We start from the raw sequence: 22,527 nt of genomic DNA on the forward strand, positions 1-22,527 counted from the left end.
GTCTGCTCACGCGGCCCGCGGACGCCGGGGGTGGCGTGCGAGGGGGTTCGCTGGTCGCGCCGGAGACATGTCCAACGACCGCCGGCCCGGGATCATTCCCGGACGCTGCCGCCCGCGTTGCGGGGGTGCGGGGGGCGCTGCTGCGGTCGTTCACCAGGTACAACGCCCCGACCCCGCCACCGATTCCACCGCCCGGGTGTCCCCGACCACCCCGAAACCGGACACCCCGCCCACCGCCGGCACCCGCCCCCACCCCACCCACCCCGGCCCACCCCGAGTTGCGCGAGATCTTGGTACGAAACGGCCCTCATCGGGGCGAGATCTCCACCCGGCCGCGGCGAACAGCATCAGCGCAGGGCAGGCGTCGGCGCCGCCCGAGGCGGACAAGCGAAGCAACGCGACGGGCGATCATGAAGTTGACGGCACGAACCGACCGGTTTGTCCGGTCCAACTTCATGATCGACGCTGACGGGTGGAGGGCGGGGACCGGTGCGCGGGGCGGGTAGGCGGTGGGTGTCGTGGCGGGACGATCATCGGGGGACGTACCGCCTAGGGTGGTCAGCGTGGCGACCCTTCTGCTTCTGCGACACGGCCGGACCACCGCGAACGCCGACGGCGGCCTGGCCGGGCGGCAACCGGTCGAGCTGGACGACACCGGCCGGGCGCAGGCGACGGCGGTCGGCGCGCGCCTCGCCGGGCTGCCGCTGGCGGCGGTGGTGACCAGCCCGCTGATCCGCTGCCGGCAGACCCTGGAACTGGCGCTGCCGGGCACCGAGCCGGTCGTCGACGAGGGGTTGATCGAGTGCGGGTACGGCGACTGGGAGGGGCAGTCGCTGAAGAAGCTGGCGAAGGAGCCGCTCTGGCCGGTGGTCCAGCAGCACCCGAGCGCCGCCGCGTTCCCGCAGGGTGAGTCGATGGCGGCGATGTCCGCGCGCGCGGTGGCGGCGGTACGGGCGTGGGACGCGCGGGTCACCGCCGAGCACGGGCCGGAGGCGGTCTGGCTGGCGTGCAGCCACGGCGACGTGATCAAGGCGATCGTGGCGGACGCGCTCGGCGTACACCTTGATCTTTTCCAGCGGATCGTGGCCGACCCGGCGTCGGTGACGGCGATCCGCTACACCCCGTTGCGGCCGTTCCTGGTCCGGCTCAACGACACCGGCGGCGACCTGTCGGCGCTGGTCCCGCCGCCGCGCAAGCGGCGCCGGCGCCCGGCGCGGGCGGCCGAGTCCGACGCGGCGGTCGGCGGAGGCGCGGGCGCGGGCGGATGAGCCGGGGCGTACGCGGCGCGTTCGCTCTGGGCGGATTCGGCGTCGGTGGGCTGCGCGGTGCTTCCACACGCCGGATAGGGTCGTGGGTATGACGCACCAGGTGCACGCCTTCGAGCCGCCGGAGCGGTTCGTCGCCGGTACGGTCGGCCCGCCGGGGGAGCGCACGTTCTTCCTCCAGGCGCGCGGCGGCGGCCGGCTGGTCAGCGTGTCGCTGGAGAAGGTCCAGGTGTCGTTGCTCGCCGAGAAGCTCGAAGAGCTGCTCGCCGAGGCGCAGCGCCGCTTCGGCGTGAAGCTCCCGGAGCCGGTCACCACGGTTACCGGTGACAACGAGCCGCTCGACACGCCTGTGGACGAGGAGTTCCGGGTCGGCACGCTGGGCCTGGCCTTCGACGTGGACACCGCCACGGTGGTGATCGAGGCGATCGCCGTCGGTGAGGCGGAGGTCGAGGTCGAGCTGGGCGACGCGGACGACGACGCCGACGAGGACCCGGATGAGCCGGACGACGACCTCGACCGCCTCCGGGTACGGCTGACCCCGGAGGCGACCCGCGAGTTCATCGAGCGCGCCAAGCGCGTCGTGAACGCCGGCCGGCCCCCCTGCCCGCTGTGCGGCCAGCCGCTCGACCCGGCCGGTCACCTCTGCCCCCGGCACAACGGCTATCACCGGTGACCTCGTCGGAACTGCAGCCCCGACAGGACGGCGCCGAGGCGCTGCGGCTGCTCGCCGACGGTGAGCTGACCCTGGAGGGGCGGCTCGTCGACGCCTCCAACGCGACACTGCGCGGTGTCATCGCCCTCGGCGACGTGTCCGCGCACTGCGTCTACAAGCCGGTACGCGGCGAGCGTCCGCTCTGGGACTTCCCGGACGGCACGCTCGCCGGCCGGGAGGTGTCCGCCTACCTGGTGTCCCGGGCCACCGGCTGGGACCTGGTTCCCCCGACCGTGCTGCGCGACGGGCCGTTCGGTCCCGGCTCGTGCCAGCTCTGGATCGACGAGCCGGACGACGCCGAGCCGCTGGTCGGGTTCGTGCCGGCGCGGGAGATCCCGCCGCGCTGGTTCCCGGTGGCCGCGGCCCGCGACGACGACGGGACGGCGTACGCGCTGGCGCACGCCGACGACCCCCGCCTGGCCCGGCTCGTCGTGCTCGACGCGGTGATCAACAACGCCGACCGCAAGGGCGGGCACGTGCTCGTCGGCCCGGACGACCGGATCTACGGCGTCGACCACGGCGTCAGCTTCCACGTCGAGGAGAAGCTGCGTACGGTGCTGTGGGGCTGGGCCGGCCGTGAGCTGCCGCCGGACGCGGTCGAGATGCTCGACGGCCTGGCCGGGCAGCTGCGCGGGCCGCTCGGTGAGGAACTGGCCGAGCACCTCACCATCGGTGAGCTGGCCGCGCTGGCGGAACGGGTCGAGCGGCTGGGCGAGAGCGGCCGGTTCCCGCTGCCGCCGCAGGAGTGGCCGGCGATGCCCTGGCCGCCGATGTGAGCTGCTGTCGCGTTGATCACCCGTAGGGCGGCACCCGAGCGTCTGACGGATCGTTAGGCTGGCGGTCATGGAGTCTTGGGCGGGACATGACGTGCCACGGCTGCCCGGCGAGGGCGTGTCGCTGAGGTTGTACGACTCGGCGCGGCAGGGCGCCCACCCCAGCCGGCCCGAGGGCGCCGCCTCGATGTACGTCTGCGGCATCACCCCGTACGACGCCACGCACCTCGGGCACGCCGCCACCATGATCACGTTCGACCTGGTGCAGCGGATGTGGCGCGACGCCGGCCTCGACGTGCGGTACGTGCAGAACGTCACCGACATCGACGACCCGCTGCTGGAGCGCGCCGAGCGCGACGGCGAGGACTGGAAGGTCCTGGCCATGCGGGAAACCGCCCTGTTCCGCGAGGACATGGAGGCGCTGCGGATGATCCCGCCGGCGCACTACGTCGGCGCGGTCGAGTCGATCCCGGACATCGCCGAGAAGGTGCTGATGCTGCTCAAGGACGGCGCGGCGTACCGGCTCGACGACGGCACCGGCGACGTCTACTTCGACGTCTCCGCCGCGCCCCGGTTCGGCTACGAGTCGAACCTGACCCGCGAGCAGATGATCGAGCTGTTCGCCGAGCGTGGCGGCGACCCGGAGCGCGCCGGCAAGCGCGACCCGCTCGACCCGCTGCTGTGGCGCGGCGCCCGCGAGGGCGAGCCGTCCTGGCCCGGCGGCGACCTGGGTGCGGGCCGTCCCGGCTGGCACATCGAGTGCACAGTCATCGCGTTGAACCTGCTCGGCGACCGGATCGACGTGCAGGGCGGCGGCAACGACCTGATCTTCCCGCACCACGAGTGCTCCGCCGCGCACGCCGAGCGGCTGACCGGCGAGGCGCCGTTCGCCGACCACTACGTCCACGCCGGCATGATCGGCCTGGACGGCGAGAAGATGTCGAAGTCCCAGGGCAACCTGGTCTTCGTGTCCCGGCTGCGGGCCGACAAGGTGGACCCGATGGCGGTCCGGCTGGCGCTGATGAGCGGGCACTACCGCAGCGACCGCTCCTGGACCGACGAGCTGCTCACCGAGGCGCAGGAGCGGCTGGGCCGCTGGCGGCGGGCCGCCGCCGCGCCGGCCGGGCCGTCGGGGGCGGCGTTGCTGGCCGAGGTACGCGAGCGGCTGGCCGACGACCTGGACACTCCGGGTGCCCTGGCGGCGGCCGACCGCTGGGCCGAAGGCGTCCTCGACGGCGTGACCGAGGACGAGACCGCTCCGGCCCTCTTCCGCGACACGGTGGACGCCCTCCTCGGCATCGCCCTCTAGCCGCCGCCTCCGCCGAGTCCGGCCCTTTCGCGCGGCCCCGCCCGTCTCGCGCCTTCGATCTTGCACTTGCGGCCCGCGTTCCGCCCCTTTTGGGTCGGTTCGCAGGGCCGTAAGTGCAAGATCGCGCCAACCGGGGAAGCGGGTGGAACGTGATGGGTGTGTCGAGGGCGGTTTGACACCCGTGGTGTTCCACTCAGGCGTGCCCGGCCCTCGCAGTCCTCGGCGATCTTGCAGTTGGGGCCCCGGGGATGCCGTGAATGCCCTGTGTGCCGGGGCGGAAAGTGCAAGATCGCCGGGTGCCGGGTGCCGGGTGCCGGGTGCCGGGTGCCGGGTGCCGGGTGCCGGGTGCCGGGTGCCGGGTGCCGGGTGCCGGGTGCCGGGTGCCCTGGGTCAGCCCAGGACCAGGCCGGGGTCGGGGTCCTGGTCGGGAGCGGGGGCGGGGATCTTGTACTCCTCGGTCAGCGTGGTCATCGGGCCGGGCCAGGTGGCCTGGGCGACCTCGATCGGCTTGTGCCGTTCGTCGTACGCGACGTGCAGCAGGTGCAGCACCGGGGTGTCCGGGCGAATCTGGAGGATCTCCGCCTCCTCCCGGCTGGGCTGGCGGGCGCTGATCGTGTCGGTCGCGGTGACGTACCGCCGGCCGGTGACCTCCTCCGCCTCCTGGTAGAGCGGACGCCCGAACGCCTCGGCCCGCTCCAGGGACGTGCCGGCGGTGTCGGCGGGCAGGAACCACGACGCGCCGACCTCGACCGGGGAGTCGTCGGTGCGTACCAGGTGTCGCCGGCAGAGCAGTTCGGTGCCGTCGGCGACACCGAAGGCGTCGGCCACCTCCGCCGGGGCGGGGGAGCGGCCGACGGAGACGAGCTGCTGGCGGTACCGGGCGGCCAGGTCGGTGTGGTAGCCGCGGAAGCCGCCGTACCGGCCCCGGGACAGGCGGTTGAGGCGGCGGCGGGTGCCCCGGACGTACGTACCGGAGCCGGGTTTGGTGATCAGGATGCCCTCGACCCGCAGCTGGTCGACGGCGCGTTGCACGGTCTGCTTCGCGACGCCGAACATCTCGGCGATGGCCGGGATGGACGGCAGCCGCTCGCCCGGACCCCAGTCGCCGCGGCGCACCTGGGCCTTGAGCTGCGCGGCGATCTGCCGGTGCGGGAACTCGGCCGCGCCGGGATTGATCTGCATTGCCCGCCTCCTCAGAACAGCTAGGTTCCTAGGATGCCCTAGAGGGTGTGACAGCGCCACCCCGGACACGAAGAAGCCGGGCTCCGGCACAGAGGGGAGCCCGGCTTCGGGAGAGCGGGAGAACTACCAGGAACCCGCGGTCGGTCCGGCGGAACCACCGCGGCGACGCAGGTACTTCTCGAACTCCTGGGCGATCTCGTCCCCGGTCAACGGGGTGATGCCGGCGTCGCCGACCCGTTCCTCCAGCTCACGCACGTACTCGCCGAGTTCGGCGTCCTGCTCGGCGGCGCTGCGTACCCGCTGCTCCCACTCGGCGGCCTCCTCGGCCAGGTCGGCCATCGGCACCGGCAGGTCGAGCACCTCCTCGACCCGGTGCAGCAGGGCGAGGGTGGCCTTCGGGCAGGGCGGGTTGTTCGCGTAGTGCGGCACGTGCACCCAGAACGACACCGCGTCGACCTCGGCCCGGGTGCAGGCGTCGTGCAGCACGCCGACGATGCCGGTCGGCCCGTCGTACCGGGTGGGGGTGAGCTGGTAGCGCCTGGCCGCGTCGGCGTCCGACGCGCTGCCGCTGATCGGCAGCGGCCGGGTGTACGGCACGTCGGCCAGCAAAGCGCCGAGCAGCACCACCCGTTCGACCTCCAGGCTGTGGCAGATCTCCAGCACCTGCTCGCAGAACGTCCGCCAGCGCATGCTCGGCTCGATGCCGCGGATCAGCACCACGTCCCGCTCGGTGCCCTCCGGGCTGGCCACCATGAACCGCGTGGTGGGCCACTCGACGCGCCGTGTCTCCCCGTCGGCCATGGTGATCGTCGGGCGGCTCACCTGGAAGTCGTAGAAGTCCTCCGGGTCCAGCTCGGTCACCTCCCGGGCCTGCCAGACCTGCTCCAGGTGTTCCACGGCGGCGGTGGAGGCGTCGGCGGCGTCGTTCCAGCCCTCGAAGGCCGCGATGGCGACCGGCGAGCGCAGTACCGGCAGCCCGTCGAACTCGGTCACGCCGTCACCTCACCCTGCTCGTCGGGCGCGGCGTCGCCCCGTCGCACTGTCGCACCCCTGTTGTCCTTCACGTCCGTCAGCCTACGTGCCGCCGCGGGGCCCGGCCCGTCGGCCGCGCCGGTCGCCGGGTCGGACCACCCCGGCGAACCGGCGGAAAGGTGTACGCCGGCCCGGTGGGCAGAATGTGGGAAGGCCCGGTTCGGGTGACTCTGCCGCACTCGGGCGCACTAACCTGGGGCATGTGCCTATTTCGTTGCGTGACCTGCTGGCCGATCGGATCCTGATCGCGGACGGCGCGATGGGGACGATGCTCCAGGCCGCCGACCTCACCCTCGACGACTTCGACGGCCTCGAAGGCTGCAACGAGATCCTCAACGTGACCCGGCCGGACGTGGTCCGCGGCGTGCACGACGCCTACCTGGCGGCCGGCGCGGACTGTGTGGAGACCAACACGTTCGGCGCGAACCTGCCCAACCTCGCCGAGTACGGCATCCCCGGCCGCATCCGGGAGCTGTCCGAGGCGGGCGCGCGGATCGCGCGGGAGGCAGCCGACGCGTACGCGACGCCGGAGCATCCCCGGTTCGTGCTCGGCTCGATGGGCCCGGGCACCAAGCTGCCGACGCTCGGCCACGCGAGCTACGCGTCGCTGCGTGACGCGTACCAGGAGAACGCCGCCGGCCTGATCGCCGGCGGGGCGGACGCGCTGATCATCGAAACCTGCCAGGACCTGCTCCAGGTCAAGGCGGCGGTGGTCGGGTCGAAGCGGGCGCGCGACGAGGCGGGCCGGGACGTGCCGATCATCTGCCAGGTGGCGGTGGAGACGACCGGCACCATGCTGCTCGGCAGCGAGATCGGCGCCGCGCTGACCGCGATCGAGCCGCTCGGCGTCGACCTGATCGGGTTGAACTGCTCCACCGGCCCGGCGGAGATGGGCGAGCACCTGCGCTACCTGGCGCAGCACTCGCGTATTCCGGTCTCGGTGATGCCGAACGCCGGCCTGCCGGTGCTGACCGCAGACGGGGCGTACTTCCCGCTCAGCCCGGACGAGCTGGCCGACGCGCTGGAGCAGTTCGTCACCGACTACGGCGTCGCGCTGATCGGCGGCTGCTGCGGCACCACCCCGGAGCACATCCGGGTGCTGGTGGAGCGGCTGGGCGGGCGGGCGCCGGTGGCGCGGGAGCCGAAGCCGGAGGCCGGGGTCTCCTCGATCTACCACCACGTGCCGTTCGCCCAGGACGCCAGCATCCTGATGGTGGGAGAGCGGACCAACGCCAACGGCTCGAAGGCGTTCCGCGAGTCCATGCTCGCCGGGGACTGGCAGGCCTGCGTGGAGGTCGCCCGCAGCCAGGCCCGGGACGGCTCGCACCTGCTCGACCTCTGTGTCGACTACGTGGGCCGCGACGGCACGCAGGACATGCGGGAGCTGGCCGGCCGGTTCGCCACCGCGTCGACGCTGCCGATCGTGCTGGACTCCACCGAGCCGGCGGTGATCGAGGCCGGGCTGGAGATGCTCGGCGGCCGGTGCGTGGTCAACTCGGTCAACTTCGAGGACGGCGACGGCCCCGACTCCCGCTACGCGCGGGTCATGCCGGTGGTCAGGGAGCACGGCGCCGCCGTCGTGGCGCTGCTCATCGACGAGGAGGGCCAGGCCCGCACCCGCGAGTGGAAGGTACGGGTGGCCGCCCGGCTGATCGACGACCTGACCGGCCGGTGGGGGATGCGCCGGGAGGACATCCTCATCGACGCGCTGACGTTCCCGATCGCCACCGGGCAGGAGGAGACCCGCCGCGACGGCATCGAGACGATCGAGGCGATCCGGGAGATCGCGGCGCGCTACCCGGGCGTCAACTTCACCGCCGGCATCTCCAACGTGTCGTTCGGCCTCAACCCGGCGGCCCGGCAGGTGCTCAACTCGGTGTTCCTGCACGAGTGCGCCCAGGCCGGGCTGACCTCGGCGATCGTGCACGCCAGCAAGATCCTGCCGATGTCGCGGATCCCGGACGAGCAGCGCGAGGTGGCGCTCGACCTGGTGTACGACCGGCGCCGCGAGGGATACGACCCGGTGCAGCGGTTCATCGAGGCGTTCGAGGGCGTGGACGCGGCGTCGGCGCGCGCCACCCGGGCCGAGGAACTGGCCGCGCTGCCGCTGGACGAGCGGCTCAAGCGGCGGATCATCGACGGCGAGCGCAACGGCCTGGAGGCCGACCTGGACACCGCGATGGCGCAGGGGCGTACGCCGCTGTCCATCATCAACGACCTGCTGCTGGACGGCATGAAGGTGGTCGGCGAGCTGTTCGGCTCCGGCCAGATGCAGTTGCCGTTCGTGCTCCAGTCCGCCGAGGTGATGAAGACCGCGGTGGCCTACCTGGAGCCGCACATGGAGAAGACCGACGACGACGGCAAGGGCCGGATCGTGCTCGCCACGGTGAAGGGCGATGTGCACGACATCGGCAAGAACCTGGTCGACATCATCCTGTCCAACAACGGCTACGACGTGGTCAACATCGGCATCAAGCAGCCGATCAACGCGATCCTCGACGCCGCCGAGGAACACCGGGCCGACGCGATCGGCATGTCCGGCCTGCTGGTCAAGAGCACAGTCATCATGAAGGAGAACCTGGCCGAGATGGCCTCCCGAGGCGTGGCCGAGCGCTGGCCGGTGCTGCTCGGCGGCGCGGCGCTGACCCGCGCGTACGTCGAGGACGACCTGCGGTCGATCTACCCGGGCCAGGTGCACTACGCCCGCGACGCGTTCGAAGGGCTGTCCCTGATGGACCGCGTGATGGCGGCCAAGCGCGGCGGCGCGCCGATGGTCGACCCGGAGCGCGAGGCGGCACTGGCGGCCCGCCGGGAGCGCCGCGAGCGGCAGCGGGCGCAGGTGCGCGAGGCGTTGCCCGAACTGGACGACGCGTCGGTCCGCTCCGACGTGGCGGTGGACGTGACGGTGCCGAAGCCGCCGTTCTTCGGCACCCGCGTCGTCAAGGGTGTGCCGCTGGCCGACTACGCGGCACTGCTCGACGAGCGGGCCACGTTCCTGGGCCAGTGGGGCCTGCGCGGCGCCCGTGGCGGGAAGGGCCCGTCGTACGAGGAACTGGTCGAGACCGAGGGCCGGCCCCGCCTGCGGTACTGGCTGGACCGCCTGATCTCCGACCAGGTGCTGGAGGCGGCCGTGGTGTACGGCTACTTCCCGGCCTACTCCGAGGGCAACGACCTGGTGGTGCTGGACGAGAACGGGCACAGCGAGCGGGCCCGGTTCTCGTTCCCCCGGCAGCGGCAGGAGCGGCGGCTGTGCCTGGCCGACTTCTTCCGGCCCAAGGGCGACCAGCTCGACGTGGTGGCGTTGCAGCTGGTCACCGTGGGGCAGCCGATCAGCGAGTACACGGCGAAGATGTTCGCCGGCAACGAGTACCGCGACTACCTGGAGGTGCACGGCCTGTCCGTGCAGCTCACCGAGGCCCTCGCGGAGTACTGGCACCGGCGGATCCGGGCCGAACTGGTGCTGCCCGGCGGCGGCACGGTGGCCGACGACGACCCGGCCGACCTGGCGGGTCTGCTGCGCACCGACTACCGGGGCTGCCGGTACGCGTTCGGCTACCCGGCCTGCCCGGACCTGGAGGACCGGGCGAAGATCGTGGAGCTGCTGGGCGCGGAGCGGATCGGGGTGCAGTTGTCGGAGGAGTTCCAGCTGGTGCCGGAGCAGGCCACCGACGCGATCGTGGTGCACCACCCGGAGGCGAACTACTTCAACGCCAAGTGACGTCGCCCCGCGTCGGGCAGGACCGAGGCCTACGGGTGGCGTCGGACGTGCACGCCGTGTTCTGCCGAGTGTCCTCGATCATGGAGTCGTGCATCACGTCCTGGACGATCCGTCGGGATTGTCGCCGAGAGCCGTCCGCTTCCTCCGGCACGCCGCCGAACGAACGTCGCTCGACGTGTCACATCGGCCCACGACCGACGAGCTGCGGTCGCTGCTGAGCCGTCTGCCAGGCGTCGACGTTGAGGCAACACTGACCCTGTTCCGGCGGGCCGCGGCCCGGTACGGGGGCCTGCGGTACCGCAGCGTCGCGTGGTCGTTCGAAGAGGCCGTCACGTTTGTGCCGGTTCCGTGGGAGGCAGACGACTACGGCCCCGAGGACCGGGACGCCATGGCCGACCTTGTCGCGCACGACACCGCGCACCCGTACGCGGTCTGGCTGCGTGGCGACGGCGCTGTCGTCTACTGCTTCACCGGCCCGCACTCGGCGCCGGTGGTGCCCGTCTTTCCTGGCATCGACGCGCTGCTCGAAGCGGAGGCGCTCTACCAGGAGTGCGCCACCTGGATCCCGGTGTCGCTCGACGACGCGCCGGGCCTGGCGGCGGTCGAGGCGCACGCCGCGCACCTCACCCCGATACCGGAGGCGTCCGGGTACACCGAGCGCTGGTGGGAGCAGGACGGCTTCCGGCTGCACATCTGGAAGACGTTCGCCGCCGTGTTCCCCGGCTCCGGCGTCCGGTGGGCGATGTGGGCTCGCGATCGTTCCGGCGAGCTGGCCGCCCGAACCTTCCTGACGCAGGCGAGAACGTAGCCACCCGTGCTTGATCGCTGTCACTCAAAACTGATGCCCTGCGCTACCGACCGCCGGGCACGGAAGCGGTGAAGGTGAGGAGAAGTGCGGCGGTGCGCGGGGGATCCTCAAGCATGGGAGAGTGTCCGACGCCGGGGATCAACTCCACCCTGGCACCCGCTACGGCGCGGTACGAGGCGGCGGAGGAGGATCGCCATCGCTGGTCTTCCTCGCCGAAGATCACCAGCAGTGGCTTGCCGAGAGGTGTGAGCCGGTCGGGGAGCGGACGCTCCGCGAGATAGTCGTCGGACGCACGCGACGTGGCGGTGAGAGCGTGGTAGGTCATGGCGCGCGTATCGGCGACGAGTTGCTGCGGGGCCTTGAATCCTGGCGCGAACGCGGTACTCAGTCCCCGGCGGATGAAGCCGTCGGTTCGCAGTCGCCACAGTAGTTGTCCCACCACCGGGACGTCGATGAGCTTGCCGACGGGCCCGTCGGAGATGAAGGCGTCCATGCGGGGTCCGGTGTCGATGAGCGCCAGTGCGGTTACCAGGTCCCCTCGTTGCCCGGCGAGGGCGGTGGCGACGTAGCCGCCGGTGGAATGGCCGACCAGTACGGCGTGCTCGACGTCCAGCCGGTCCAACGCCTGTCCGACCCGGTGTGCCTGCTGCGGGATGGCGTAGCCGCCACCGGCTGGTTTGGCGGATCGGCCGTGCCCGAGCAGGTCGATCCGGATGAGGCGATGGGACCTGGCCAACATAGGAACGACCGGATCCCACCAGCGGGTCGAGGCGCCGAGCCCGTGGATCAGGACGAGTGCAGGAGCGTCGCGGGGGCCGTCCTGGCTCACGTGGATGTTTCCGCCGTCCAGGGGCAGGGTCGAGTCCCCGGTGGCGTCGGCATCCTGCGAGTTCACCATTGCCGTGTTTGCCGAGAGCGCCCCGGCGACGACGAGAAGAATCGTTGAGGCGACGATGCGGCGGTTTCGGCGGCGAGGGCGTCTCACCTGTGGCTCCCGGTCAGGGGCCTGCGGATCGGGGTGGTCCGGATGGTCGTCGAACGCCGGCGAAGTAGTCATGGGCTCACTGTCGCCGCGCCCGGGTGCTGGTGGCTTGCACAAATGTCCCGGTCAGCCGACCCGCACAGCATGAAGTGGCACGAAGATGGCGTCGTTCACCACGGCGAAGCATCGAACGCGAGGGTCGGTCGGCGCGGACGCACCGGTGGCGAGCGTCCCGACGAGCGCGGCGCCGACGAGCCTGGCACGGACGGTCGTGGTGTCGCTTCCCGGTGGTACGTGGCGCCAGGGCGGCCGATGCCAGACTGAGGGATCGATCCCGATGGCGTGCGAGCGTCCCGGCGTGAGGAGTCCAAGGTGCTGAACTCCGCCCTTCTCTCTGTCGTCCACGTGGCCGGAGCCGATCTGCCGCCGTTGGCGGACTCGGATCTCGGCCCCCGCGCGAGGTACTTCACCCTCGTCGTCCTGTCCGGTATGTACGTCGCCCCGATCGTCATGTTCGTGCTTGGAGTTCTCCGCGCTGCGGGCAGCCCGCGCAGCCGCCGGGTCAGCGCGGCTGCCGCGATCGTGATCGTCCTGTGCTACGCCTTGTCGCTGCTCGGCAGTGCCTTCACGTGGCCCGAACTCGAGCACCAGGGAGAGCCGAGCGAGACGCTGTGGCTGATCGTGATCGGCTGCGGAGGCTTCCTGGTGTTGCCCTGGCTCGTCGCGTTCGGCGGCACCACGGTGGCCAACCGCCGTCGCGGAGCCAAGGCCGAGTAACCGCCGGGTGCACTCGCCGGGGGGATGGCCCGCCCGACTACGGGTGACACGTCGAGGACGGCTACCCGCGGTCGCCCTTCCTCGGCCACGTGGCCAGCGCCGCCAGGACGGCGCACGGAACCAGACAGCCCAAAAGGCCGCACAGCGGTACGACGGCCATCCAGAACAGACCCTCCACGGGTGGGGATGGTAGGCGCCCGATCGAAGCCGTCGCGCGGTGGGAGGCTTGCGGACGGGACAGCGCGTGCCTCCGGCCGGAGACAGCAGGCGCCCCGGTGGCCTCGATTCGCCGCCGAAGGTGGAGCGTCAGTCGGCCCGCGCGCCCAGGCTCCGTGTCAGGGCGGGGATCATCACCGCCGCCGCTACCAGGTGCAACCCGACCAGGGCGATGACAGTCGGTGCAGCCGCCCCGACCAGGAACGGCGGCACCATCGACAGCGCGGTCAGCGCCACCGCCGTCCACACGAACCGCCGCGCGGGACGCGCGCTGAACCGCAGCAGGACGGCGGCGGCGACGACGCCCACGAGCGAGAAGAAGCCGGTCACCACTGCGAACCCGCCCAACGGGATGGTCTCGCCGCCGTCGGGGATCTCGAAGTCCACACCGGCGGTCCGGGCGAGTGCGGCCGCGAGCGTGGTGACCACCATCGCGGCGGGCGTGGCGACCAGGCCGGTGACGGCGAGCCGCCGGAAGCCGTGCGCACGGCCCACCCGGACGGCGGTGTCGGTGCTGCTGATCATGTCGTTCCTCCAGGAGTCGGGGGTGAGGACGCGTACCGTCGCGGTGCGACGGCCGGGGTTGCGCAGCGCGCGTACGCCGGTGCCGCGCAGCCAGAAACCGGCGTCGCGGCCGAGGACCGGCCCGGGGGTGCCGTCACGCAGCTCCAGCTGCACGCGTCCGCGCGTGACGACGCCGTACGCGTGGTGCCACCGGTCCGCGACCACCGGAACACGCGCGCCGCCGGGCAGCGCGAGCGTCCGCGCGGGCACTACGGCGTGGGGTCGGCCGGCAGGCGCTCCGGCAGCCCGAGTCGCGGGAACCGGTCGGCGTGGAAGGTGACGATCTCGGTGATCGCCCCGCCGGTGATGCGCAGGGCGTCGACGGTGAGCGGCAGGTACGCGCCGTCGCTGTCCTGCCGGAGGTAGAACGCGACGGCGGGCTGCCGGTTGACGGCGGTGGGCACGGCCCGCAGGCTGCCCAGGCTCTCGAAGCCGTCCGCGATCCAGTCGTTCACCACCGCGTCGCGGCCGATCTGCAGGCCCGGGGTGGGCGGCATCGAGCAGCGCACGTCGTCGCGCAGCATCGCGGCGAGACCGTCGATGTCCTTGGCGATGGCGGCGTCGGTGAAGCGGCGTACCAGCTCGCGGGTCCGGGTGTCCGTCTCGTCGCCGGTCCAGTCCTGCCGCTGCGGGGGCAGGTGTTCCCGCATGCCCGCGCGGGCCCGCTGCAGCGCGCTGTTGACCGAGTTGACCGAGTCGCCGAGCAGCTCCGCGACCTCCTTGGCGGGCCAGCCGAGCACGTCGCGCAGGATCAGCACTGCGCGTGGGCGCGGCGCGAGGTGCTGCACGGCGACCAGGTACGCCAGCTCGATCGTCTCCCGTGCCACAGCGACCGCTTCCGGCTCGTCCGCGCCGGCTGCGGGCAGCTCGTCGAGGAGCCGGTCCGGGTACGGCTGGAGCCACCGCACCTCACCGCCGGTCGCGGGCTCGGGACGGCACCTGGCGAGCAGGTCGAGGCAGGCGTTGGTGGCGATCCGGTACAGCCAGGCCCGGAACGTGGACCGTCCCGCGAACGTCTCCCGCCGCCGCCACGCCCGCAGGAACGTCTCCTGGACGGTGTCCTCGGCGTCCTCGAACGACCCGAGCATCCGGTAGCAGTGCACGTGCAGCTCTCGCCGGTGCCGCTGCGCCAGCCCGGTGAACGCCGGTTCGTCGACCTCGGCCAGGTCGCGTACGCCCAGCTCCTGCAGCCGCGTGTCCGTACCCATGACGTCATCCTTCCGCGTCGTCGTGTCCCGTCGTACGTGTGACGGGCACGGGCGCGGAAACTCATCACCGCGCCGTCAGCCCGTGCGCGGGGCGTACATGATGACGGCGACGCCGACCAGGCAGATGGCCGCGCCGACGAGGTCGTAGCGGTCGGGCCGGAACTTGTCGACCACCATGCCCCAGGCGAGCGACCCGGCGACGAACACGCCGCCGTAGGCGGCGAGGATGCGGCCGAAGTTCGGGTCCGGCTGGAACGTGGCCACGAACCCGTAGGCGCCGAGCGCGATCACCCCGGCGGCGATCCAGAGCAGCCCGCGGTTCTCCCGCCAGCCCTGCCACACCAGCCAGGCGCCGCCGATCTCGGCGAGCGCGGCGAGCAGGAACAGCAGGACGGACCGGACGACAGTCATGCGTCAGACCGTAGCCGGGCCGTGGTCCGGACCGGCGAAGGGCAGCGAAGCCGAGACGTTGCGCGGCCTTCACCACCCGCAGCAGGGTGACCGTCTCGGCCGGGTAGAGCCGATGCCCGCCGGGCGACCGCCGGGGCGCGGCCAGCAGCTCGCGCCGTTCGTAGTAGCGCAGTGTCTGCACGTTGACCCCGGCCGCGTCGGCGACCTGGCCGCTGCGAAGCACCGGCTCGCCCATCACCGGGCCCGCGCGGCCGTGGCCCGTAGGGCCAGGGCATCGAGTACGGCGACACGGGCGCCCGGAACCCGGATGTCGAGCCTCAGCGTGCCGCCGTCCGGGCGGGCGAGGTCGAACGTGAAGAACGAGCAGCACGCCGACTCGCGGGCGACCAGGTCGCCGGCGGCCGGTTCGGCGGCGTCGTCGAGGTGCAGCCGCAGGTGCCGGGCGGTCAGCCGGTCGACGCCGCGCAGCGCGTCGCGGAACAGCGTGTCGAACTCGGCCAGCCGCAGCGGCCGCTCGGTGGTCGGCAGCGTGCAGGCGTCGGGCACCCAGGAGTCGTCGGTCACGCCTCGACGGTAAGCTCGTACCCCGGTACCGGATGCAAGCCCGGCACCCGGCAGGAACACCCGCGCCTTGGTCGCGGCAGGCGGACGCCCGGATGCCGCTGACGAGCCTGCCGTTGATCCCGACCTCGCCCCACCTGCCGTGCGGTGCCGTCCGCGGTCGCCGGGCGTGATCAGCGGCCGCGACCTGCGGCGACGTCGGGAATACGGCTGTGCTCGGCGGCCCGGCGGGCTACCGTCACCGGAGTACGGGCCGGCGTGGGTCAGGCGCGCCGCGTCCATGCCCGCGCCGTCGGAGTTGACGTGGCGGAAACGCCCGCGGACGAGCATGGGTACGACGAAAGGGGCGGACATGACCGACGAGGTGACGTCGCAGGTCCCGCCGGAACCGGCTCCCGTGCTGACCACCACGCCCGCCGGCACCGGACCGGTCGGACCGCCGAGCAGCCTGGACCTGTGGGCGCGCGCCCAGGTGCTGCACCGCTGCTTCGGCGACGACGACGGCGAGCCGCACATCATGCGCGGCCTGGACTGACCGCGCCGGTCAGCGCACCGTCACACCGGCCCGCGCCAGCGGCTCCCACCACGACGCGAGGTCGGGAACAGGATCGGCGCGGGCCGTGTACTCCTCCAGCCGCCGCCACTGCTCCGCGCCCGGCGCCGGTGAGACCGCTGCGCCGTCGCCGACCAGGGCGTACCGGCGGCCGTCGACTGTCAGCAGCATCGTGCCGAAGATCGTTCCCCGGGCCTCGACCCGGCCGGCGGGAGCGGCGAACACCTCCGCGCCGTGCCGGTCGCAGGCGCGCAGCCAGCCCTCCTCCAGCGTCAGCAGCACCGGTACGCAGCGCATGCCGTTCCAGAGACTGCGTCGCCAATAGACGATTCCCGCGTACGACGGCTCCACGACGACGACCGTACCGCTCCCGTGGCCCGGTGAACGTTTCCCGGCGGCGGTACGTGAGAGCCGGTGAGCATCACCGGTGCCTGCCGGGGGTACTGCTGCGGGACACGGGTGCGACAGCCGGGAGGTCATGGTGGGGGACAGGGCGGGACGTCAGGGGCGCGGGCCGGTCGCCGGACTGGTGGTGGCCGCGCTGGTGGCGGCCGGCTGCATGGCCGGCGGCTACGACCAGGGCGAGCCGCAGCAGCCCGCACCCCCGCGCAGCGCGCAGCCCGAGTCGCAGACCACCCGGGCGGACGGCACCACCAGCGTGGCCGAGTTCAAGCAGGACATCCAGGACGCGGTCCGCCTGGCCGAACGCTACTGGGCGGAGCAGTTCCGCGCCTCCGGCCAGCGGTTCACCCCGATCCGGCGGGTGGTGCCCTACAGCCGCGAGGGCGAGGTGGCCTGTGCCGGGCAGGGGCTGCCGCGCAACAACGCGGTGTACTGCTCGGCCGGTGACTTCATCGCCTACGACGTGAACTGGTCGGTGGCGGCGTTCCGGCAGATCGGCGACGCGTTCCTGTTCTACCTGCTCGGCCACGAGTACGCCCACGGCATGCAGGTGCGGCTGGGCATCCGCTACAACTTCACCATCCAGCAGGAGTTGCAGGCCGACTGCATGGCCGGGGCGTACCTCGGGGACAGCGTGCGGTCCGGGGCGCTGGAGCTGGAGGACGGTGACCTGGAGGAGTTCCGGGAAGGGCTGCTCGCGGTCGGCGACGACCCCGACCAGCCGTGGTTCGCCGAGGGCTCGCACGGCACCGCCGAGCAGCGCAGCGACTCGTTCTTCCGCGGATACGAGAAGTCGCTCGGCGCCTGCGGCCTCGGGTGATGCCGCGGGTCACCCCGATCGGGGACGGTGACGGGCGCACCGGGCGCGGCTGGCAGGATCGGCGGGGTACGCGTACCGAAGGAGGCCCCCGCTGAGCAGCCCACACCCCGCCGCCGTGCTCTTCGACATGGACGGCACCCTGGTCGACAGCGAGAAACTGTGGGACGTCGCGTTGCAGGAGCTGGCCGCCGTGTACGGCGGTGTCCTGTCCGACGACGCCCGCCGCGCGATCGTCGGCACCGGCATGGCCGACGCGATGCGTATCGTGCACGACGACCTGGGCCAGCCGGAGCGGGACGTGCAGGCCAGCGCCGACTGGATCAGCGCCCGGATCCTGGACCTGTTCCGCACCGGGCTGCAGTGGCGTCCCGGCGCGCTGGCGCTGCTGCGCGCGGTACGGGACGCCGGCATCCCCACCGCGCTGGTCACCTCCAGCGGCCGGGCGCTGGTCGAGGTGGCCCTGGACACGCTGGGCCGGGACAGCTTCGACGCGGTGGTGTGCGGTGACGAGGTGGATGCGGCCAAGCCGCACCCGGAGCCGTACCTGACCGCCGCGCGTCTTCTGGGCGTGCCGGTCGAGCGGTGCGTGGCGATCGAGGACTCACCGACCGGCGTGGCGAGCGCGCTGGCCGCCGGGGCGGCGGTGCTGGCCGTACCGGCCGAGGTGCCGCTGGCGCCCGCCGACGGCGTACACCAGGTGGAGAGCCTGACCGGGGCGGACCTGGAGCTGCTCGCCGCGCTGCTCCACCGGTAGCGGAAAGGGCCCCTCTCGACGAGAGGGGCCCTTTCCGGTGGTGTGTCAGTCGTGGGCGATGGCGCCCAGGACGTTGATCCGCGCGGCGCGGATCGCCGGCAGCACCGCCGCGACCACCCCGATGATCGCGGCCAGGACCAGGAACGTCACCATCTGACCCCAGGGCAGGACCAGATCGGTGATGCCCTCGTCCTTGAGCGCCTCGACCACCGCCGCGCCGAGACCGGTGCCGACCACCACGCCGAGCAGCGCGCCGAAGATGGAGATCACCACCGCCTCGACCGTGATCATGCGCATGGTCTGGGCGCGGCGCAGGCCGATCGCCCGCAGCAGGCCCAGCTCCCGGGTCCGCTCCAGCACCGACAGCGCGAGCGTGTTGATGATGCCCAGCACCGCGATCACGATGGCCAGCGCCAGCAGGATCTGGATCATCTGGAGCAGCGAGTCCAGCTGACCGGTCTGCTGTTCGATGAACGCGGCCCGGTCGGCCACCGACACCTCGGGACTGTCCGCCAGCAGGCGCTCGACCTGCGGCTGCACGGCGTCCACCGACGTGCCGGGGGCGAGCTGGAGGAAGCCCTGGATCGGCTGCGGGATGCTGAAGTCCGCCGCGGCCTGCGGCGGCAGCGTCACCGGGTTGGTCAGCTGCGAGCTGGAGTAGATGCCGCTGACCGTGTAGGTGCGGGCCTCGCCGCGCGACAGCTGCACCGGCACCGTCGAACCGACGGTGAGGTTGCGTGCCTCCGCGGTGTCCGAGCTGACCAGCATCTGGTCCGGCGCCAGTCTGCTGATGTCACCGGCGGCGGCCTTCGCCCCGAAGATCTGCTGGAGCGCGGCCACGTTGCTCGACGCGGCCACCCAGGTCCGCTCACCGCCGACCACCGCCATGTCGCCGTACTCGCCGCTGACCATCCGCACGCCCGGGATCGCGGCGGCCTTCTCCAGCACCGCTGGGTCGAAGCTCGCCGGACGCGGCCCGGTCGTGGACCCGGAGATCACCAGCTCCGCCTTGATGTTGTCCTCGGCCAGCTTGCCGATGCTCCCCTTGGCCGAGTCCAGGATCACCGTCACGCCGGTGACCAGGGCGATGCCCACCATCAGCGCGGCCGCGGTGATCGCGGTGCGGCGCGGGTTGCGGCCCGAGTTGAGCCGGCCCAGCTTGCCCGGCACCGACCAGGAGAACATCGCGCCGAGCAGCGCGACCACCGGCCGGCTGATGATCGGCGTCAGCAGCGCCACCCCGATGAACGCGAACAGCACGCCGCCGAGGATGGTCGCCAGGGTGCTGTCGCCGGCGTGCCCGCCGAGACCGAGGAACAGCAGCACCGCGCCGATGCCGGTCACCACGGCGCCGCCGAGGGTGACCTTGGTGAGCGGCCGGTCCGGAGTGGCGACGTCCTGCATCGCGGCGATCGGCGGGATGCGCGAGGCGCGCAGCGCCGGCAGCAGCGCGGCGATCACCGTGATCAGCATGCCGACCGCGAACGCGCCGATCACCGCCGAGGCCGGTACGCCCAGCCCGGCCAGGGTCAGACCCCCGGCGAGCTGACCGAACAGGTACGCCAGCAGCGCGCCCACGCCGATGCCGGCGGCGAGCCCCAGCACCGAGGCGATCAGGCCGACCGCGAGCGCCTCCAGCACCACCGAACCGATGACCTGCTTGCCGCTGGCCCCGATCGCCCGCATCAGGGCCAGCTCACGGGTGCGCTGGGCCACGATGATCGAGAACGTGTTGAGGATCAGGAACGTGCCGACCAGCAGCGCCACCGCGGCGAACCCGAGGAGGATCTTGTTGAAGAACGACAGCCCTTCCTTGAGGCCGGCCGAGGCGTCAGCGGCGAGCTGCTCGCCGGTCTTGACCTGGTAGTCGGCGCCCAGCGTGCGGGCCACCTCGTCGCGCAGCGCGGCCGGCGTGGTGCCGCCGGCGGCCTGGACGCTGACGCTGCTGAACACGTCCGGCTCGCCCAGCATCAGCTGCTGCGCCACCGGGGTGGTGAAGTAGACCTCGTTGGCCCCGCCGATCGAGTCCCGGCCGCCGCTGTAGCCGAACACGCCGACGAGCGTGAACTCCTTCTTCGGGGCGAGGGTCAGCACGCCGACCCGGTCACCGACCTTGACCTTGCCCGCCTCGGCCAGCGCGGCGTTGATCACGATCTCGTCGTCGGCCTGCGGCGCGCGGCCCTCGCGCATCTCCACCAGGTCGCTCTCACCGAGCCAGTTCTGGCCCAGCTGCGGCGGGCCGAACGAGGTGACCACCTTGCCGTTGCTGCCGATCATGCGGGCGCCCTCGGCGGCGACCACGCCCTTGGCGTCGGCGACGCCCGGCACCGCCTTGACCCGGTCGAGCACGGACGCCGGCATCGGGGTGCTCACCGGCATGCCCTCGGCCGTGGAGACGTCGATCTTCGGCTTCGCCTCGACGCTGACGTCGACCTCGGCGTACGCGTCGGCGAAGACCGCGTCGAAGGACCGCCCGAGCGTGTCGGTGAGCACGAACGCGCCGGAGACGAACATGACGCCGAGCACCACCGCCAGGCCGGACAGCAGCAGGCGCAGCTTGCGCGCCAGCAGGCTCTTGAGCGTTGCCCGCAGCATCAGTTGCCCACCTCGACCGGGGCGTCCAGCTTCTTCATCGTGTCCAGCACCGTCTCGGCGGTCGGCTCGATCAGCTCCGAGACGATCTGCCCGTCGGCGAGGAACACGACGCGGTCGGCGTACGCGGCGGCGGTCGGGTCGTGCGTGACCATCACGATGGTCTGGCCGTGCTCGCGTACCGAGTTGCGCAGGAACTTGAGCACCTCGGCGCCGGAGCGGGAGTCCAGGTTGCCGGTCGGCTCGTCGGCGAAGATCACCTCGGGGCGGGCGACGAGCGCGCGGGCGCACGCCACGCGCTGCTGCTGGCCGCCGGAGAGCTGGGCCGGGCGGTGCCCGAGCCGCTCCCGCAGGCCGACCGTGTCGATCACCGTGTCGTACCAGGCCGGGTCGGGCTTGCGCCCGGCGATCGACAGCGGCAGCAGGATGTTCTCCTGCGCGGTGAGCGTGGGCAGCAGGTTGAACTGCTGGAAGATGAAGCCCACCTTGTCGCGGCGCAGCTTCGTCAGGCCGGAGTCGTTGAGCCCGGTCACCGTGGTGTCGCCGATCATGACGGTGCCCTTGGTCACCGTGTCCAGACCGGCGAGGCAGTGCATCAGGGTGGACTTGCCCGAGCCGGACGGCCCCATGATCGCGGTGAACCGGCCGCGTTCGAACTCGGCGCTCACCCCCCGCAGCGCGACGACCTGCGCCTCGCCGCTGCCGTACACCTTCCACACGTCGTTCGCCCGGGCCGCGGCCTGCTCTCGGCCTACCGTCGCGGTCACGTCATCTACCTCTTCCGTATGTCGTTCTCATGCCGCACCGCCCCCGCTGGCCGGTGCGGCGGAATCCATCCTCGGGGTCGCGCGCCCGAAAGCCCTCCGACCTGGGGTGGAATCCGCGCCGAACTTCCGGTGAGGGGCGACCCCCATGCGGGCTCAGGGTGACCCCTGACCGGCAGGCGACGCCGACGCTAAGGCCTCACCCGGCGTGATGGTCAACACATCAGCCCCGCCGCTGGTCACGGTAGGTGACCCGCGCCACCTCAGCCGCCGGGACGGACCAGGCCCGTCTCGTACGCGAGCACGACCGCCTGCACCCGGTCGCGCAACCGTAGCTTCGTGAGCACGTGCCCGACATGGGTTTTCACGGTGGTCTCGCTGACCGACAGCACCCGGGCGATCTCCGCGTTGGACAGTCCGCGCGCCATGTGGGTGAGCACCTCGCGCTCCCGGTCGGTCAGCGGCTCCAGCGCCCGCGCCGGCGCGGCGGCCGGGTCCGGCAGCACCTGGGCGAACCGGTCCAGCAGCCGGCGCAGGACGCGCGGGGACATCACCGCGCCTCCGGCGGCCACCGTGCGGATCGCGGCGACGAGGTCCTCGGCCGGCACGTCCTTGGTCAGGAAGCCGCCCGCCCCGGCCCGCAGCGCCCCGACGACGTGCTCGTCCTGCGCGAACGTGGTGAGCACGAGCACGCGTACCGGCAGCCGTGCCGACACGATCGCCCGGGTGGCGGCCACCCCGTCCAGGCGCGGCATCCGGACGTCCATCAGCACCACGTCGGGCAGCAGCCGCCGGGCCAGCTCCACCGCCTCCGCGCCGTCGCCGGCCTCACCCACCACGTCGAGGTCGTCCTCCGCGCCGAGCACCATCCGGAATCCGGTACGCAGCAGCGGCTGGTCGTCGGCGAGCAGGACCCGCACCGGCCGGGACACGGCGCCCTCGGTCATGCGTCCCCCTCGTCGTCCGGGCGGCGCCGGCGCCCACCCGCTGCCCACCCGGCGTGGGACCGGCCACCCGCACCCACGGTAGAGGGCCCCGGCCGCCCGCACCCCGACCAGGCCGCCCCGTTCCCGCAGGATGGCCGCACCCCGCCTCGCCCTCGCCCGCCCTGGTCGCCTCATCGC

Annotated in this window: 21 protein-coding genes and 1 pseudogene; 10 read left to right on the forward strand and 12 right to left on the reverse strand. The window is 72.5% G+C overall.

The features are described 5' to 3' along the window. Positions 1-554: 554 nt before the first annotated feature. The 4 genes from V6U82_RS24965 (at position 555) to mshC (ending at position 4,059) form a co-directional block, all read left to right on the forward strand. A complete protein-coding gene (locus V6U82_RS24965) occupies positions 555-1,268 on the forward strand; it encodes a histidine phosphatase family protein (RefSeq protein WP_334465151.1) in 714 nt (237 codons plus the stop codon). 88 nt (positions 1,269-1,356) lie between these two features. Beyond that, positions 1,357-1,938 carry a DUF3090 domain-containing protein gene (locus V6U82_RS24970; protein WP_013286077.1) on the forward strand — a complete coding sequence of 194 codons (582 nt, stop codon included), beginning with the start codon at positions 1,357-1,359 and terminating at the stop codon, positions 1,936-1,938. Continuing rightward, positions 1,935-2,753, forward strand: a complete 819-nt coding sequence (locus V6U82_RS24975; protein ID WP_334465027.1) for an SCO1664 family protein — start codon at positions 1,935-1,937, stop codon at positions 2,751-2,753. The genes V6U82_RS24970 and V6U82_RS24975 overlap by 4 nt, the downstream gene beginning before the upstream one ends. A gap of 67 nt (positions 2,754-2,820) precedes the next feature. Beyond that, positions 2,821-4,059 (forward strand): cysteine--1-D-myo-inosityl 2-amino-2-deoxy-alpha-D-glucopyranoside ligase, encoded by a 1,239-nt coding sequence (gene mshC / locus V6U82_RS24980; RefSeq protein WP_334465029.1) that lies wholly within the window; start codon positions 2,821-2,823, stop codon positions 4,057-4,059. Positions 4,060-4,449: 390 nt separating this feature from the next. Here the strand turns inward: mshC and V6U82_RS24985 are convergent, their stop codons facing one another. Both V6U82_RS24985 and V6U82_RS24990 read right to left on the reverse strand, forming a co-directional pair. Next, entirely contained in the window at positions 4,450-5,241 is a 792-nt protein-coding gene (locus V6U82_RS24985; protein WP_030504101.1) for a GntR family transcriptional regulator, read from the reverse strand. Between the two features lie 123 nt (positions 5,242-5,364). After that, a complete protein-coding gene (locus tag V6U82_RS24990) occupies positions 5,365-6,234 on the reverse strand; it encodes a PAC2 family protein (protein WP_334465034.1) in 870 nt (289 codons plus the stop codon). Positions 6,235-6,475: 241 nt separating this feature from the next. On the opposite strand from V6U82_RS24990, the gene metH reads away from it, so the two are divergent. Next, positions 6,476-9,991, forward strand: a complete 3,516-nt coding sequence (gene metH / locus V6U82_RS24995; protein WP_334465036.1) for a methionine synthase — start codon at positions 6,476-6,478, stop codon at positions 9,989-9,991. Between the two features lie 175 nt (positions 9,992-10,166). Further along, positions 10,167-10,799 (forward strand): hypothetical protein, encoded by a 633-nt coding sequence (locus V6U82_RS25000; protein WP_334465038.1) that lies wholly within the window; start codon positions 10,167-10,169, stop codon positions 10,797-10,799. A 43-nt stretch (positions 10,800-10,842) separates the two neighbouring features. Here V6U82_RS25000 and V6U82_RS25005 read toward each other — a convergent pair whose 3' ends face one another. After that, positions 10,843-11,856 (reverse strand): alpha/beta fold hydrolase, encoded by a 1,014-nt coding sequence (locus V6U82_RS25005; protein WP_334465039.1) that lies wholly within the window; start codon positions 11,854-11,856, stop codon positions 10,843-10,845. Positions 11,857-12,153: 297 nt separating this feature from the next. On the opposite strand from V6U82_RS25005, the gene V6U82_RS25010 reads away from it, so the two are divergent. Continuing rightward, the gene (locus V6U82_RS25010; RefSeq protein WP_334465041.1) at positions 12,154-12,558 is read left to right on the forward strand and encodes a hypothetical protein; all 405 of its coding nucleotides are present in this window, start codon (positions 12,154-12,156) and stop codon (positions 12,556-12,558) included. 306 nt (positions 12,559-12,864) lie between these two features. Here V6U82_RS25010 and V6U82_RS25015 read toward each other — a convergent pair whose 3' ends face one another. The 5 genes and pseudogenes from V6U82_RS25015 to V6U82_RS25035 all read right to left on the reverse strand — a co-directional run bounded on the left by V6U82_RS25015 (position 12,865) and on the right by V6U82_RS25035 (position 15,521). Beyond that, positions 12,865-13,548, reverse strand: coding sequence for a DUF6069 family protein (locus V6U82_RS25015; RefSeq protein ID WP_334465043.1), 684 nt, complete (start codon positions 13,546-13,548; stop codon positions 12,865-12,867). Continuing rightward, complete coding sequence (locus tag V6U82_RS25020; RefSeq protein ID WP_334465045.1) at positions 13,548-14,546, reverse strand: RNA polymerase subunit sigma-70; 999 nt, start codon at positions 14,544-14,546, stop codon at positions 13,548-13,550. Before V6U82_RS25020 ends, V6U82_RS25015 begins: the two co-directional genes overlap by 1 nt. A 75-nt stretch (positions 14,547-14,621) precedes the next feature. Further along, positions 14,622-14,957, reverse strand: coding sequence for a YnfA family protein (locus tag V6U82_RS25025; protein ID WP_302907094.1), 336 nt, complete (start codon positions 14,955-14,957; stop codon positions 14,622-14,624). Positions 14,958-15,015: 58 nt separating this feature from the next. Beyond that, positions 15,016-15,192, reverse strand: a pseudogene (locus V6U82_RS25030) (MerR family DNA-binding transcriptional regulator); the annotation flags it as partial. Next, positions 15,192-15,521, reverse strand: a complete 330-nt coding sequence (locus V6U82_RS25035; protein ID WP_334465050.1) for a hypothetical protein — start codon at positions 15,519-15,521, stop codon at positions 15,192-15,194. The gene V6U82_RS25035 and the pseudogene V6U82_RS25030, both read right to left, overlap by 1 nt. Positions 15,522-15,870: 349 nt before the next feature. Here V6U82_RS25035 and V6U82_RS25040 point away from each other — a divergent pair, with 349 nt between their 5' ends. Continuing rightward, positions 15,871-16,053: a hypothetical protein gene (locus V6U82_RS25040; RefSeq protein ID WP_013286093.1), complete on the forward strand. Its 183-nt coding sequence runs from the start codon at positions 15,871-15,873 to the stop codon at positions 16,051-16,053. Positions 16,054-16,062: 9 nt separating this feature from the next. On the opposite strand, the gene V6U82_RS25045 is transcribed toward V6U82_RS25040, so the two are convergent. Further along, a complete protein-coding gene (locus V6U82_RS25045; protein WP_334465053.1) occupies positions 16,063-16,422 on the reverse strand; it encodes a hypothetical protein in 360 nt (119 codons plus the stop codon). A 130-nt stretch (positions 16,423-16,552) separates the two neighbouring features. On the opposite strand from V6U82_RS25045, the gene V6U82_RS25050 reads away from it, so the two are divergent. Next, positions 16,553-17,293 carry a neutral zinc metallopeptidase gene (locus tag V6U82_RS25050; RefSeq protein WP_128136322.1) on the forward strand — a complete coding sequence of 247 codons (741 nt, stop codon included), beginning with the start codon at positions 16,553-16,555 and terminating at the stop codon, positions 17,291-17,293. 115 nt (positions 17,294-17,408) lie between these two features. Beyond that, a complete protein-coding gene (locus V6U82_RS25055) occupies positions 17,409-18,047 on the forward strand; it encodes an HAD family hydrolase (RefSeq protein ID WP_128136323.1) in 639 nt (212 codons plus the stop codon). A gap of 45 nt (positions 18,048-18,092) precedes the next feature. Here V6U82_RS25055 and V6U82_RS25060 read toward each other — a convergent pair whose 3' ends face one another. The 3 genes from V6U82_RS25060 to V6U82_RS25070 form a co-directional block, all read right to left on the reverse strand. Then, on the reverse strand, positions 18,093-20,642 hold the full coding sequence (locus V6U82_RS25060) for an ABC transporter permease (RefSeq protein WP_334465056.1): 2,550 nt from the start codon (positions 20,640-20,642) through the stop codon (positions 18,093-18,095). Then, on the reverse strand, positions 20,642-21,406 hold the full coding sequence (locus V6U82_RS25065) for an ABC transporter ATP-binding protein (protein ID WP_128136324.1): 765 nt from the start codon (positions 21,404-21,406) through the stop codon (positions 20,642-20,644). Before V6U82_RS25065 ends, V6U82_RS25060 begins: the two co-directional genes overlap by 1 nt. A gap of 260 nt (positions 21,407-21,666) precedes the next feature. Beyond that, positions 21,667-22,350 carry a response regulator gene (locus tag V6U82_RS25070; RefSeq protein WP_128136325.1) on the reverse strand — a complete coding sequence of 228 codons (684 nt, stop codon included), beginning with the start codon at positions 22,348-22,350 and terminating at the stop codon, positions 21,667-21,669. Between the last annotated feature and the right edge of the window lie 177 nt (positions 22,351-22,527).

It is taken from the genome of Micromonospora sp. CPCC 205554, assembly GCF_036902745.1.
Classification (GTDB): Bacteria; Actinomycetota; Actinomycetes; order Mycobacteriales; family Micromonosporaceae; genus Micromonospora; species Micromonospora tulbaghiae.

Excerpts from the sequence above, each read along its gene's own strand:
- V6U82_RS25040 (WP_013286093.1), top strand. The coding sequence starts at position 15,871 with ATGACCGACGAGGTGACGTCGCAGGTCCCGCCGGAACCGGCTCCCGTG.
- V6U82_RS24985 (WP_030504101.1), bottom strand. The coding sequence starts at position 5,241 with ATGCAGATCAATCCCGGCGCGGCCGAGTTCCCGCACCGGCAGATCGCC.
- V6U82_RS24970 (WP_013286077.1), top strand. The coding sequence starts at position 1,357 with ATGACGCACCAGGTGCACGCCTTCGAGCCGCCGGAGCGGTTCGTCGCC.
- V6U82_RS25005 (WP_334465039.1), bottom strand. The coding sequence starts at position 11,856 with ATGACTACTTCGCCGGCGTTCGACGACCATCCGGACCACCCCGATCCG.
- V6U82_RS25070 (WP_128136325.1), bottom strand. The coding sequence starts at position 22,350 with ATGACCGAGGGCGCCGTGTCCCGGCCGGTGCGGGTCCTGCTCGCCGAC.
- V6U82_RS25060 (WP_334465056.1), bottom strand. The coding sequence starts at position 20,642 with ATGCTGCGGGCAACGCTCAAGAGCCTGCTGGCGCGCAAGCTGCGCCTG.
- V6U82_RS25025 (WP_302907094.1), bottom strand. The coding sequence starts at position 14,957 with ATGACTGTCGTCCGGTCCGTCCTGCTGTTCCTGCTCGCCGCGCTCGCC.
- V6U82_RS25020 (WP_334465045.1), bottom strand. The coding sequence starts at position 14,546 with ATGGGTACGGACACGCGGCTGCAGGAGCTGGGCGTACGCGACCTGGCC.
- mshC (WP_334465029.1), top strand. The coding sequence starts at position 2,821 with ATGGAGTCTTGGGCGGGACATGACGTGCCACGGCTGCCCGGCGAGGGC.